Source organism: Alcaligenes sp. SORT26 (assembly GCF_017377875.1).
Taxonomy (GTDB): Bacteria; Pseudomonadota; Gammaproteobacteria; order Burkholderiales; family Burkholderiaceae_B; genus Alcaligenes; species Alcaligenes parafaecalis.
The window spans coordinates 2,714,700-2,727,179 of record NZ_CP070975.1 but is presented as its reverse complement, the minus strand read 5'-3'; the positions used below and the strand labels follow the sequence as shown (position 1 = coordinate 2,727,179).

Annotated in this window: 13 protein-coding genes; 3 read left to right on the top strand and 10 right to left on the bottom strand. The window is 57.5% G+C overall.

The window, feature by feature from the left end; all coding sequences use genetic code 11:
- Positions 1 to 15: 15 nt before the first annotated feature.
- Complete coding sequence (locus JYG33_RS12490; protein ID WP_207872543.1) at positions 16 to 453, bottom strand: DUF2946 family protein; 438 nt, start codon at positions 451 to 453, stop codon at positions 16 to 18.
- A 288-nt stretch (positions 454 to 741) separates the two neighbouring features.
- On the opposite strand from JYG33_RS12490, the gene JYG33_RS12485 reads away from it, so the two are divergent.
- Complete coding sequence (locus tag JYG33_RS12485; RefSeq protein WP_207875847.1) at positions 742 to 3,363, top strand: cation:proton antiporter; 2,622 nt, start codon at positions 742 to 744, stop codon at positions 3,361 to 3,363.
- 285 nt (positions 3,364 to 3,648) lie between these two features.
- Here the strand turns inward: JYG33_RS12485 and cyoE are convergent, their stop codons facing one another.
- From cyoE to JYG33_RS12465, 4 genes are read right to left on the bottom strand one after another with little or no spacing between them, the layout of a single operon-like run.
- The gene (gene cyoE / locus JYG33_RS12480) at positions 3,649 to 4,542 is read right to left on the bottom strand and encodes a heme o synthase (RefSeq protein WP_042485530.1); all 894 of its coding nucleotides are present in this window, start codon (positions 4,540 to 4,542) and stop codon (positions 3,649 to 3,651) included.
- A complete protein-coding gene (locus tag JYG33_RS12475) occupies positions 4,481 to 5,554 on the bottom strand; it encodes a COX15/CtaA family protein (RefSeq protein ID WP_207872542.1) in 1,074 nt (357 codons plus the stop codon). Before JYG33_RS12475 ends, cyoE begins: the two co-directional genes overlap by 62 nt.
- 3 nt (positions 5,555 to 5,557) lie before the next feature.
- Positions 5,558 to 6,187: a hypothetical protein gene (locus JYG33_RS12470; protein WP_207872541.1), complete on the bottom strand. Its 630-nt coding sequence runs from the start codon at positions 6,185 to 6,187 to the stop codon at positions 5,558 to 5,560.
- A gap of 1 nt (position 6,188) precedes the next feature.
- Positions 6,189 to 6,971: an SURF1 family protein gene (locus JYG33_RS12465; protein WP_207872540.1), complete on the bottom strand. Its 783-nt coding sequence runs from the start codon at positions 6,969 to 6,971 to the stop codon at positions 6,189 to 6,191.
- A gap of 28 nt (positions 6,972 to 6,999) precedes the next feature.
- Here JYG33_RS12465 and JYG33_RS12460 point away from each other — a divergent pair, with 28 nt between their 5' ends.
- Positions 7,000 to 7,206, top strand: coding sequence for a twin transmembrane helix small protein (locus JYG33_RS12460; protein ID WP_042485541.1), 207 nt, complete (start codon positions 7,000 to 7,002; stop codon positions 7,204 to 7,206).
- 43 nt (positions 7,207 to 7,249) lie between these two features.
- On the opposite strand, the gene JYG33_RS12455 is transcribed toward JYG33_RS12460, so the two are convergent.
- The 5 genes from JYG33_RS12455 to coxB form a co-directional block, all read right to left on the bottom strand.
- Positions 7,250 to 8,125 (bottom strand): cytochrome c oxidase subunit 3, encoded by an 876-nt coding sequence (locus JYG33_RS12455; RefSeq protein ID WP_207872539.1) that lies wholly within the window; start codon positions 8,123 to 8,125, stop codon positions 7,250 to 7,252.
- 50 nt (positions 8,126 to 8,175) lie between these two features.
- Positions 8,176 to 8,400 (bottom strand): DUF2970 domain-containing protein, encoded by a 225-nt coding sequence (locus JYG33_RS12450; protein ID WP_207872538.1) that lies wholly within the window; start codon positions 8,398 to 8,400, stop codon positions 8,176 to 8,178.
- A 1-nt stretch (position 8,401) separates the two neighbouring features.
- A complete protein-coding gene (locus JYG33_RS18675; RefSeq protein ID WP_009457495.1) occupies positions 8,402 to 8,515 on the bottom strand; it encodes a cytochrome oxidase small assembly protein in 114 nt (37 codons plus the stop codon).
- Between the two features lie 17 nt (positions 8,516 to 8,532).
- Positions 8,533 to 10,140: a cytochrome c oxidase subunit I gene (gene ctaD / locus JYG33_RS12445; RefSeq protein WP_207872537.1), complete on the bottom strand. Its 1,608-nt coding sequence runs from the start codon at positions 10,138 to 10,140 to the stop codon at positions 8,533 to 8,535.
- 75 nt (positions 10,141 to 10,215) lie between these two features.
- Positions 10,216 to 11,376: a cytochrome c oxidase subunit II gene (gene coxB / locus JYG33_RS12440; protein WP_207872536.1), complete on the bottom strand. Its 1,161-nt coding sequence runs from the start codon at positions 11,374 to 11,376 to the stop codon at positions 10,216 to 10,218.
- A 275-nt stretch (positions 11,377 to 11,651) separates the two neighbouring features.
- On the opposite strand from coxB, the gene JYG33_RS12435 reads away from it, so the two are divergent.
- Positions 11,652 to 12,479, top strand: coding sequence for a DUF4743 domain-containing protein (locus tag JYG33_RS12435; RefSeq protein WP_207872535.1), 828 nt, complete (start codon positions 11,652 to 11,654; stop codon positions 12,477 to 12,479).
- The last annotated feature ends 1 nt before the right edge of the window (position 12,480 follow it).

Sequence of the window (12,480 nt, the reverse complement as noted above, 5' to 3'; positions counted from 1 at the left end):
GCCGAACGCGGGGAATCAGACAGAAAGAAGGGCGGGTGGTGCGCGTTGCCCCACAGGCGGGCCACGGATAAAGGCCTGGGCCAGTGCGGGATTAAGCGGGGGTAGCAAGAAAGGCCGGAAGTGGCCGATGCTCAAGGGTGTCAGAATCGTGACAGGTGCCGGTGTCAGCGCCGCTTGCAGCATGACGCAAAACGGACAGGTGGCGCTGGTAGTGGCCTCGTCCGAATGGGCCGTCGTGTCGTCGCCAAAGAGCGCAGCCCAGTGCTGAACCATTTCCGGGGGCAGGCTTTGCCCCGAGGGTAGACAGAAGGCCAGGGCGTAACCCTGATCGGTCTGTTTGGGCATATAGCCCGCAGGCACGATGCCGCGCAACACCACTGCCAGCAGTAACAAACACAGGCCCACGCGGTGGGGCCAGTGTGTCGCAGCGAGGAAGGTGCGCGGGAAATTCATGATGCGAAAGTATAACCAGTTATTTCTGCGCTTAATTTGCGCTGGCGCAGAGAGTGAGCCGCCGTATTAACTTGTTGGTGTCGCCTGGTGTTCCCCGAAGTGAGGCGATAGGCCAAAAAAAGTAAATTTTCCAGGAAAAAGGTAATTTGGCGGCTGTGCTGCAAGAAAAAGGCGCTATCCTGATTCATACGGAAAGCGGGGGGATTTTCCGTGCCGATCTGGCCTGCCCATGCCTGAGTGCGCATGCCCATGCCGATCGACTCAATGCAGATGACAAAGGATGTCGCGATGCAGATTGGGCAGTTTGTTTTTGGATTGGCAGGCCTGCTGGGGCTGGTTGCCTTTATGCCGCCTTTGGCCGGACGCTTGCGACTGCCGTATTCCGTACTCCTGGCTCTGATCGGCTTTGCATTAGGCATCTTGCTGCACCTGCATGCCTGGGCCCCAAAAATGGTGTCGGACTTCCTGAATACCTTGCAGGCCTTCGACATCTCCTCCGAGACCTTTCTTTACGCCTTTTTGCCAATTTTGCTGTTCGAGACCTCGCTGGCCATGAATTTGCGCCGCTTGCTCGACGATATTGGCGCCATCTTGATGATGGCTATTGTGGCCGTGGTGGTCTGTACCTTTGCCGTGGGCTACGCCCTGAATGCCGCCTCTTCCTATGGTTTGGTGGTGTGCCTGATGCTGGGTGCGATTGTGGCGACCACGGACCCTGTGGCTGTTGTGGGTATCTTTCGCGAAGTGGGTGCCCCCAAGCGCTTATCCACCTTGGTAGAAGGCGAGGCCCTGTTTAACGACGCCGCTTCTATCGCTTTGTATTCGGTTCTGCTGGCTGTCTTGACGGGCGGTGGCGAGTTACGCGGCAGCACGGTGCTGGGCAGTTTTCTGTTCAGTTTCCTGGGCGGCGGGGTCGCCGGATTTCTGATGGGGCGTTTAGCCAGTGGCCTATTCGTGCTGTTGCGTGGTTGGCCTGCAGCCGAAGTCACACTAACGATTTCCTTGGCCTACCTGGCCTTCTTTGTCTCCGAGCATTATCTGGGCGTATCAGGCGTGGTGGCGACGGTGATCTCGGGGCTGGTCGTGGGCTCCACCGGTCGAACGCGCATGTCGCCTGCTACCTTCGAGCTGCTGAGCAGTTCCTGGACGCAGATGGGTTTTCTGGCCAATTCCCTGATCTTTTTGTTTGCCGCCATGCTGATTCCGCGTCTGATGGCCGAAATCACTTGGATGCAGATCGGGCTGGTCGCCTTGCTGTTTGCCGTGACCTTGCTGGCACGTGCCGTCATGGTGTTTGCGGTGTTGCCTCTACTGGGGCGAACCCGCTTTGGCACCCGAGTCAGTCGTCCTTACCGAGTGGTGATTCTGTGGGGTGGCCTGCGTGGGGCTGTGTCCCTGGCATTGGCCTTGGCCGTTACGGAGCAGCACGCCATCCCGCATGATGTGCGCCAGTTCATCGGTGTGGCGACCACGGGCTTTGTGCTGCTGACCCTGTTTGTAAACGGGATCAGCCTGCGGCCTTTGATTCGCCGCCTGGGTTTGAATCAGTTAACCCCTTTGGAGCGTCATTTACGAGATCAGGCGGTGAGCCTGGCCCTGGAAGAGTTGCGCGACAAGACCGAAGAGCTGGGGCGGCAGGAGCAGATCAAACCACAGGTGATCGAGCGCTTGTGTACGGTTTTTGATGCCAGCCAGGCCGGTGTGGCGTCAGGCCAGATCCAAAGCCTGACCGAAGCGCAGAAAGTAAAAATGGGCATGGCGATTCTGTCGGCCCGCGAGGTTGAGCTGTTTTACGAGCTGCTCAAATCGCAGATTGTGGATTGGAAAACTGCCGAGTCCTTGCTGAGTCGGGCCGAGCGCATGAACGATACGGTGCGTTTAGCCGGTTTGGCAGGTTTTGAGGCCGCTATTGCAAACGACCTGCGTTACTCCCGAGGCTTTCGTGCCGCCTTGCGTTTGCATTACCTCTTTGGTATGCAAGGCTGGCTGGTACGGGAACTGGACAAGCGCTTCTCCAATTTGATTGCCAAGCGTTCAGTGGCTCAACGGCTGATCCGTTTCGCCCAAACTGAGCTGGCCCCTTTATTGGGACAGCCCGCCACCGGCACCATTGTGCAGGCTCACCAATTGCGTCTGTCCCAACTGGAAGATGCCTTGCACTCTTTGACGCTGCAATACCCGGTGTTCGCGCAGTGGTTGCAGGAATCGTATCTGGCACGTGTAGCGGCCTCGCAGGAGCGGGCTCACTATCGCACCATGTTGTCGCACTCCTTGATTACCAGCGAGATGTACGCGGATCTGGTCAAGCAGATCACGCAGCGCTGGCGCTATCTGGATGAGCGGCCCACCTTGGACATGACCATGAGCGCCACGGAGCTGATTGCTCAGGTGCCCATGTTTGACGGTATTTCCGATCAAGCCAAGAAAGATCTGGCGCGACGATTGCGCCCGCGTCTGTCCCTGCCAGACCAGAAAATTCATTTGCGCTACGGCGGCATGCGCGTCATGTTCTTTGTGGCCTCCGGGGCGCTGGAAGTCACCTTGCCGGATGGCAGCTTGGTGGAGTTGGGAACCGGCCAGACCATTGGTGAAGTGAATGTGATGGAGCACAGTGACCATGCCGGTGAAGTGCGCTCCCTGGGCTATAGCCGCCTGCTGATGCTGACTGAGCGTGATTTCGATACCTTGCGAGGTAAAGACCCAGGATTCAGTGAAAAGATCGAGGCCGTGGTGCGTCAACGCCAGCGGGCTTATCAAGTGTGGCAGGAGTTTGAATCAGGCCAACGTCAGCACGAGGAACTGCCACCGCTGTTTGGTTTGGCTCATGCTTTGAGTGAAGCGGAAAATTTTGTAGGCCCGCCTTTGCCTCCTAAAACGCAGGAAACCTTGGGTGAGCAAGCGACTACTTAGTTGGGATTGTCGCCCTTTAACAAGTCCATCAAGCCCAAGTTGATGAAGACTTTCTCGCGTCCTAAGGTAACTTCGCGCAGCACATTGTGGGCTACAAGCGCTTTCAGGATTTTTGATGCGGTTTGCCGTTGTGCTATTCCTTGTTCACCTAGGTGTCGATTTTCTTCTATTTTTTAGACATATCAGATTGATGTGTACACGCCATAAACATGTTTTTAGGACATGTCGAAAAAAAATCGTTTCTTCAACATGTCCCAAGGCTTGGGAATGACACCGCTCTGGAAATCAGATCAAGCGCACCCAGTGATCCAGCAGCAGTGCCCCAAACAAAACTGCCAGATAAATAATGGAAAAGCGGAACAGCTTGCGGGACAGCTCATCGCTGTAGTTGCGGTGCAGTTGATGGGCGTATTGAATGAAGCGCGCACCCAGCAAGATTGCAGCCACCAGGTACAGCACACCACTCATGCGGATAATGAAAGGCAGCAGGCTGGAAGCCATCAGAATGTAGCTGTAGAGCAGCACATGCAATGTCGTGAAGGTCTTGCCGTGGGTGACAGGCAGCATGGGCAGGCCGGAGCGCTGGTAGTCGTGCTGACGGTAGAGCGCCAATGCCCAGAAGTGTGGGGGCGTCCAGATGAAGATGATCAGTACCAGCAGCCAGGCTTCAGCCGGTACGGCGTTGGCGATGGCGGCCCAGCCCAGGGCAGGGGGCATGGCCCCGGACAAACCGCCGATCACGATGTTTTGTGGGGTCAGGGGTTTGAGGATCACGGTATAGATCACCGCGTAACCAATGAAGGTGGCCAAGGTCAGCCACATGGTTAGCGGATTCACCCAGTAATACAGCACCAGCATGCCCATGCCGCCCAGCAAACCGGACATGGCCAGCACTTGAGGTGGGGTAATGGTGCCACGTGCCGTACCGCGTCGGGCGGTGCGCAGCATCCGGGCATCAATCTGACTTTCGATCAGGCAGTTGATGGCAAAGGCGGCGGCGGCCAGCATCCATATGCCTAGCGTGCCTGCGACCACAGTACCCGGATCGGGTAGGCCGGGAGCAGCCAGAAACATGCCGATAACGGCACAGAAAACAGCTAACTGGGTGACTCTTGGTTTAGTCAGTACCAGATACTGGCGCAGGAGCGAGGCGGGAGCCAGGGTAGCGGTGTTTGTCATACTGTATTCCTTGGGGGACAGTCGACTTGCGGGAAAGCCGTACCAACAGGGTGACGCAGCATAAAACGAGACCGGCAGCTCCCCCATTATGCAGGACGGCAATCAAAAGAGGCCATTGGAAAAAGATCGTGGTTAACCCCGTGATGAGCTGGGCCAGCAACAGTAAAAGGACCAGTGTGGCGGGGCGGCGCAGGACGGGATCGGCGCGTAATTTCCAGGCGACCGAGCCCAGAACCAGAAAGACGACAAACGCCATATTGCGGTGTACCCAATGGATGGCGGTCAGTGCGGCCTGGGAAATCATTTCACCGGAAGGCAGCTCGCCCAGGGCACGGAAAAGCGAGAATCCGCCATGCAGATCCATATCGGGTATCCATTGTCCGTGGCACTGCGGGAAGTCCATGCAGGCCAGTGCGGCGTAGTTGGTGCTGACCCAACCGCCCAGGCCAATCTGAATTGTCAGCAGCAGAAATGCGCCGATCAACCAGGGTCGCCAGCGGCGGGTGACTGGAGACACAGGCGGCCCGGGGTTCTCGCGCACGGCCAGCCAGGTCATCAAGGCCAGAACGCTCATGCCGCCCAGCAAGTGGGTGGTGACGATAATGGGCATCAGCTTGTGGGTCACGGTCCAGGCGCCAAAGGCTCCTTGCACGCACACGGCCAGCAAGGTGAATAGAGCCAGCCGGGCCGAATGCCCCAGCGTATGGCGGTGCCGCCAGGCCATCCAGACGATGGCAATAATCAGCATGCCCAAGGCCGCGCCTACATAGCGGTGAATCATTTCGATCCAGGCCTTGCCCCAGCTAACCGGGCCATAGGGCATGGCCTGATAAGCCTGTTCGATATGTGCGCCTGCGCCCAGAGGGCTGAGCTTGCCATAGCAACCGGGCCAGTCCGGGCAGCCCAGGCCGGAGTCTGTCAGGCGCACAAAGGCGCCGAACATGATCAGGTCCAGGGTCAGAAACCAGGTCAGGTAGACTAGCTTGCGGTAGCGTTGGCGGATATCGGCCATGCTTTATCCGATCCGTGAATTGTTCAGCAGTTTGCGTATATCGGTGCGGACCTTGAGCGGGTCGGCATCACCGGGGAACAGCATCATCAAATTGCCATTGGGATCGATGATCCACATGCCATTTTTAACGGCCTGCTCGGGTGCTTTATCCACGGCTTCAGGGCTGAGGAAAGCGGCCAGTTGGCGTGGGTCAGCGCGCAGCATGTGCGTGCCCTGGTAGGCCTCCAGAATTTGTGCAGAGGGTTGGCCCTGGTCGGTGATGAACCAGACACGTGCCAGACGCTCCACATTCTTGCCTTGGCTGGCATGGGAGTTGCGCAGGATGAACAGCTTGCGCACGCAGCTTTCGGGGCAGGCGCTTTCATCGGCGCTGAGCAGCACCCAGCGACCACGCAGCGATTTCAGATCAAAGGCTTCACCTTGCAGATTCTGCAAAGCGAGTGCACTTGGCTCTGGCGTGCTGCGTTGTGGCTCAATCAACTGACCATAGGCATTGCTTTCATCGGGCCGCAATCCCAGGGAGGGCATGTAGTAGGCTGCCAGCGCAAAGAGCACCGGTGCCAGGCTGATGGCCATCAGCAGGTACAGCGGGGTCATGGAACGCGGGCGGGCAGGGGATTGAGTCGTGTCCACGTCAGGTTTTCCTTGTAGGAGCAGAGTTGGGCCTGGAGCGTCGCAGCCATTTCCACGCTACACCGATCCAGGCACACAGGGCAATCAGGGCAAAACCGAACCATTGCAGTGCATAGCCACGGTTCTTTTCAAAGTCGATGTTCGGGTCAGGCCAGTTTGTTTGCAGTTCCGAGGCGGGAGCGGTCTGCGCCAGTACACGCGGCAGCACCGGCAGATCGATGCGTGTACGCAGATCTTCCAAGGCAAGGTTCTGGACGACAGGGGGCGTGCCTGATGGGCCGGGCAAGTGCTCGGGCAAGGGACTGCTGCCCAGTTCAAACAGGCGTGGCACCCGTTCCATCAATTCGCCGGAAATGGTTTCGGAGCCGGAAGGGGCAGCCGGAACGCTAGGGGTTTGCCCCGGTATGCGAGCCAGCCAACCACGTAGCACCAAGAGGCTGGAGCCCGCCAAATCGCCCTCATCCAGCACAAATGGGGTGGCAATCCAGTAGCCTGGCTTACCTTTGAAATTGCGATTATCCAGGAGTACAGTTAACTCACTGCGCCAGGAGCCGTGCACCGCGACAGACTGCCACAAGGCACCTTTATCCAGGCTGGCCTGGGAATCAATATGAAGGGGAGCTTGTTGGCGGCCTTGTTCTATTTGTTGTGCCAGGCTTTGACGTTCCTGCGCGCGGCTCAGTTGCCAGCGCCCCAGGCTAATGAACAGCAGCATCAGCAAACCCAGACAAACCAGGGCAAGCAGGGATCGAGTCGAAGAAGAACGAGGATTGTTGCTGGACATCAATTCAACCTGAAGCGGGGGAGACGTAATGCGTGTGCTAGTCCTGATCGTGTTTCTGGGGATTATTGTTTCGCTGGGTTCAGCCCTGGTGTATTTGATGCGGGACCGGGGTAATTCCAATCGCATGGCCTATGCTCTGACCTGGCGAGTGGGCTTGTCCGTGGCCCTGTTCCTGTTCGTGCTGCTGGCCCATTACCTGGGTTGGATTGAAAGCACCGGAGTGCCCTTGGCGTGAAGTAAAAATCCAGGCCCGCAGTACGGGCCTGGAGCATGGACCACTAGAACCAGTACACGTACAGATACAAGCCCAGCCACACCACGTCCACAAAGTGCCAGTACCAGGCGGCACCTTCAAAACCAAAGTGGTGTTCGGCGGTAAAGTGCCCGCGCATCAGCCGTATCAGCATCACCGTCAGCATGGTGGCACCGATAATCACGTGAAAGCCGTGAAAGCCCGTCAACATATAGAACAAGGCCCCGTATGCGCCAGAGGTGAACTTCAGGTTCAGTTCGGCGTAGGCGTGCATGTATTCGTAGGCTTGGCAGGCCACAAAGGCGAAGCCCAGCGCCACGGTCATGAACAGCCAGAAGATTGCGCCGCCACGCTTGCTGGCACGCAGGGCGTGGTGAGCAATGGTCAGGGTGACGCCCGAGGTCAGCAGCAAGGCCGTATTGATCGTAGGCAGCCACAGCGGGCCTACGGTCTGGAACGGGGCGACAGTGCCAGCCGGGCCCTGATTTGGCCAGGTGCCGGTAAAGTCGGGCCAGAGCAGGGCGCGGTGATCCAGGTCGCTTAACAGCGGCGTGGCAATTTCGCGGGTGTACCAAAGTGCCCCGAAAAAAGCCGCAAAGAACATGACTTCGGAAAAGATGAACCAGGACATGCTCCAGCGATAGGAGACGTCTACGCGCGCACTGTTCAGGCCGGTTTCGGACTCGTTGACTGCTTCGCTGAACCAGAAAAACAGCACCAGCAAAAAGCTGAGAATCCCGACCAGAAATACCCAGAAGCCACCGGGCCAGTTATTGATCCAGATGGCCGCACCCAGTAGCGTCAGGCACAGGGAAATACTGGCGCGTACCGGATGCCCCGATAAACCGGGGACGTAGTAATACGGCGCCTTGGACGGGTGAGCCGTAGTCTCGACATGCATAGTGTTCTCCTTCGGATCATGTGCCCTTGGGCGCAGTATCCGGCCAGGGTTTAGCTGGCCTGACCGATGAACCAGCGGGCCACCATAATCAGGCCCACAACGAAAACAACCGTGGCGATCAAGGCGGCAACAATCAGATAGACCGGATTGATCTTGGCAATGTCCTGTTCATGGTCGCTGCCACGACGGACTCCAAAAAATCCCCAGGCAATGGCTTTCAATGTCTGGAAAAAACTGAGCTTGCGCCGTGTGAGGTCCCGAAAATCGTCATCCATATCACTGTCCTAAAAATTGACTGCCTTTTAGAAAGGTCCAGGCCATGACGGCAATAACGAACACGGCCAGGAGCAATCCCAGACGGCGGTTGCGACGGCGTTGTTCGGGAGTCATACGGCGATCCTCCAGCGTTATTTGATGACAGGTGGAACTTCAAAGGTGTGGTGTGGTGCGGGCGATGGCACCGTCCACTCCAGACCCTCTGCGCCTTCCCAGGGCTTGGCACTGGCAACTTCACCCTTGCCACGGGCAGCTTGAATCACGATGTAGATCAGCAGCAGTTGGGACAGGCCAAACCAGAAGGCGCCAATGGTGGCAATCTGGTGGAAGTCCGTGAACTGACCGGCATAGTCCACATAGCGACGCGGCATGCCCGCCAGACCCAGAAAGTGCATGGGGAAGAAGGTCACGTTGAACGAGATCATGGTGGACCAGAAGTGGATCTTGCCCAGACGCTCGTTGTACATGCGGCCTGTCCACTTGGGCAGCCAGTAATAGGCACCGCCAAACAGGGCGAACAAGGAACCGGCTACCAGTACATAGTGGAAGTGAGCCACCACGTAATAGGTGTCATGTACGGCGATATCAATCGGGGCCACGGCCAGAATCAGGCCGGTAAAGCCGCCAATCGTGAACACGAAGATAAAGCCGATGGAAAACAGCATGGGCGTTTCAAAGGACAGCGAACCGCGCCACATGGTAGCCACCCAGTTGAAGATCTTCACCCCGGTAGGAATGGAGATCAGCATGGTGGCATACATGAAATAAAGCTGCCCGGTCACTGGCATCCCGGTGGAGAACATGTGGTGAGCCCAGACCAGGAAAGACAGAATCGCGATAGCGGCCGTGGCATACACCATGGAGGCATAGCCAAACAAAGCCTTGCGGGAGAAGGCCGGCACAATGGCCGACACAATCCCGAAGGCCGGCAAGATCATGATGTAGACCTCGGGGTGGCCGAAGAACCAGAAGATGTGCTGGTACAGAACCGGGTCACCACCACCGGCAGCGTTAAAGAAGTGGGTGCCAAAGTGACGGTCTGTCAGCAGCATGGTGACCGCAGCGGCCAGTACGGGCATCACGGCAATCAGCAGGTAAGCAGTAATCAGCCAGGTCCAGCAAAACAGAGGCATTTTCATCAGCGTCATGCCGGGGGCGCGCATGTTCAATACCGTCACCACAATATTGATGGCCCCCATGATGGAGGACGCGCCCAGAATGTGGACCGCAAAAATCGTGAAGTCCATGCCCGGTCCCATCTGCAAGGACAGGGGGGCGTACATGGTCCAGCCACCGGCGGGTGCGCCGCCCGGCACAAAGAAGGATGCGGTAAACAGAATCGCGCCCACGGGCAGCAGCCAGAAGCTGAAGTTGTTCATGCGGGCAAAGGCCATGTCCGATGCGCCAATCTGCAGCGGAATCATCCAGTTGGCAAAGCCCACAAAGGCCGGCATGATCGCACCGAAAATCATGATCAGGCCGTGCATGGTGGTGAACTGGTTAAACAGCTCGGGCCGGAAAAACTGCAGGCCCGGCTGGAACAGTTCGGTACGCAGCAGCAAAGCCAGCACGCCGCCCTCCAGCAACATCACAAAGGAGAAGATCAGGTACATGGTCCCGATATCTTTGTGATTGGTGGCGAACAACCAGCGACGCCAGCCGCTAGGGGTGGCATGGGCATGATGGTGATCATCATGTCCGCTCGGGTTCGCTACATGGTCGACGGTGACGCTACTCATGCTTGACTCCTTGCTGCACTCCCCCTGGCCGTAGTCAGGGATAGATTGATAGTGTGATAGGCGGCGAGCGCAGACTTAGCGCTGTTCCTTGACGTCGGCGGGCATCACGACCGGGTCGGGCCCTTTGCCAGCGTTGCCCCAGGCGTTACGTGTGTAGGTGATGACCGCTGCAATCTGTACATCAGTAAGCTGATTGCGGAAGGCCGCCATCGCAGTGCCAGGGTGACCATTCAACACCGTGTCGATCTGGCCTTTCTTTGGGGCGAGCACAAATTTTGTATCGCCATCCAGAGCGGGGAAGGTGCCGGGCATACCTTTGCCGTTGGCCTGGTGGCAAGCCACGCAGTTCTGCGCAAAGATCTGCTTGCCGCGTTCGGTCAGCTCGTCTTTGCTCCACTCTTTATTGGGATCGTCGGCTTGGGCGGTCAGCAAGTCGTTTTGCTCTTTGGCCCACTTGTCGTAATCCTCTTGCTCCATCACTTGCACCACGATGGGCATGTAGGCGTGGTCCTTGCCGCACAGCTCGGCACATTGGCCGCGGTACGTGCCGACCTTGTCGGCGCGGAACCAGGTGTCGCGCAAAAAGCCGGGGATGGCATCTTGCTTGACGCCAAACTCGGGCACCATCCAGGAATGGATGACGTCCTCGGCAGTCAGCATGACGCGTACTTTCTTGTGAACCGGCACGACCAGCGGCTTGTCCACTTCCATCAGATAGTTCGGGCCAATGGGCTCGCGACCTTCAATCTGGGCGCGGGGCGTCGACAGGTTGGACAGGTATTTGACGCCAGTGGCCGGGCCGTCCAGATACTCGTAGCCCCATTTCCACTGATAGCCGGTGACTTTAACGGTCAGGTCGGCGCTGCTGGTGTCCTTCATGGCGACCACCGTTTTGGTGGCGGGTAGCGCCATGCCGATCACGATCAGAAAGGGGATGATGGTCCAGGCCACTTCCACACCCAGGTGTTCGTGGAAGCGGGCAGCGATTGCGCCTTTGGACTTGCGGTGCCGGATGATGGAATAGAACATCACGCCGAACACACCAATAAAGATGATGGTACAGATGATCAGCATCATCCAATGCAGCCAGGCAATGTCCTGGGCGATGGGGGTAACCCCGTTATGCAAATTGAGCTGATTGACACGGGGACCACCCTCCATATGGGTGATCTGAGCCAGGCTTGGCCCTGCCGTCGAACAGGCGGTCAGAGCAAATAAACTTCTCCACATCTTCATTGTTGTCCCTCTTTTGGTGTTGCCATGCCAAACCGGGGTTCGGCTGCGTCAACGCTCCGAAAAATCCAACGCTGGAAGAAACTGCTGTGTTGCAGTGGCGGGCTTGTCGCAGCTAAGTGCTGGTCCGCTCGAAGTTTTTAGTAGCTTATCTGTTCACGGAAATTATATAGAACTTGCTTTAGCCTTCAAGGGCAGGGTATGTCCCTAGACGACAAGGTTGGACTAAACGCTACAAAAGCCGTAATGGGGCAAGGCTTGAATTACAATCGCCGACTATGACTTTGTTCCAGAACCGATCACTTACTCAGGCCCTGCGTCAACGCATGGCCAGCTTGACCAGTCAACTGCAACAATTGCCCCCGCCGGGCAGCCGTCCTGTCACTGTTGATGGACGTGTTGCCGGATGGATTACCCCCAAGGCTGCCCGCTGTATCGAGCCCTTGCCGGGGGTCTTGATTGAAGAAGATGTCTTGCGTCTGAGCGAATGCCCCAGCCAGGAATTGAGCTTGGCTCAGGTCCTGGATCAGGTCGCCTTGCGTTTGCAGGAAGGCGGTTGCATCCGGGCCTGGCGTGACGAGTTGCTGGATGTCGTTGGTGAGGGGCAATGCCTGTCCCGTATTGAACGCGGCGCTGTGCGTCCCCTGGGGTTTCTGACCCAGGCTGTGCATTTGAATGGCTGGTCCACAGACGGTCGCATCTGGGCCGCGCGCCGTTCCCCCACCAAATCGACAGACCCGAATATGTGGGACACGCTGGTCGGTGGCCTGGCGGTCAGCGGGGAATCCCTGCATACCTCCCTCATACGTGAAAGTTATGAAGAAGCGGGCTTGCCCGAGTCTGTGCTGGCTGATTGCACTCCCTTGCGCGTGTCCTTGCGTATGCACCGTCGCCTGCCGGAAGGCTATCAGGTGGAGAACGCCCTGGTCAGCGACTGCGTACTGGCCGATGATGTGCGGCCCCGCAATATGGACGGCGAGGTTAGTGAGTTTCGCTTATTGACGCTGGATGAAGCCTGGCAAATGATAGAAGCAGATTTGTTCACTCTGGAAGCGCAAGTGGTGCTGATCGACAGCATCAAGCAGCATCTGGACAAGCTGGCCTGAA

Bases quoted from the DNA above. Each gene is read 5' to 3' on its own strand.
- JYG33_RS12490 (WP_207872543.1), bottom strand. From the start codon at position 453: ATGAATTTCCCGCGCACCTTCCTCGCTGCGACACACTGGCCCCACCGC.
- JYG33_RS12485 (WP_207875847.1), top strand. From the start codon at position 742: ATGCAGATTGGGCAGTTTGTTTTTGGATTGGCAGGCCTGCTGGGGCTG.
- cyoE (WP_042485530.1), bottom strand. From the start codon at position 4,542: ATGACAAACACCGCTACCCTGGCTCCCGCCTCGCTCCTGCGCCAGTAT.
- JYG33_RS12475 (WP_207872542.1), bottom strand. From the start codon at position 5,554: ATGGCCGATATCCGCCAACGCTACCGCAAGCTAGTCTACCTGACCTGG.
- JYG33_RS12465 (WP_207872540.1), bottom strand. From the start codon at position 6,971: ATGTCCAGCAACAATCCTCGTTCTTCTTCGACTCGATCCCTGCTTGCC.
- JYG33_RS12460 (WP_042485541.1), top strand. From the start codon at position 7,000: ATGCGTGTGCTAGTCCTGATCGTGTTTCTGGGGATTATTGTTTCGCTG.
- JYG33_RS12455 (WP_207872539.1), bottom strand. From the start codon at position 8,125: ATGCATGTCGAGACTACGGCTCACCCGTCCAAGGCGCCGTATTACTAC.
- JYG33_RS12450 (WP_207872538.1), bottom strand. From the start codon at position 8,400: ATGGATGACGATTTTCGGGACCTCACACGGCGCAAGCTCAGTTTTTTC.
- JYG33_RS18675 (WP_009457495.1), bottom strand. From the start codon at position 8,515: ATGACTCCCGAACAACGCCGTCGCAACCGCCGTCTGGGATTGCTCCTG.
- ctaD (WP_207872537.1), bottom strand. From the start codon at position 10,140: ATGAGTAGCGTCACCGTCGACCATGTAGCGAACCCGAGCGGACATGAT.
- coxB (WP_207872536.1), bottom strand. From the start codon at position 11,376: ATGAAGATGTGGAGAAGTTTATTTGCTCTGACCGCCTGTTCGACGGCA.
- JYG33_RS12435 (WP_207872535.1), top strand. From the start codon at position 11,652: ATGACTTTGTTCCAGAACCGATCACTTACTCAGGCCCTGCGTCAACGC.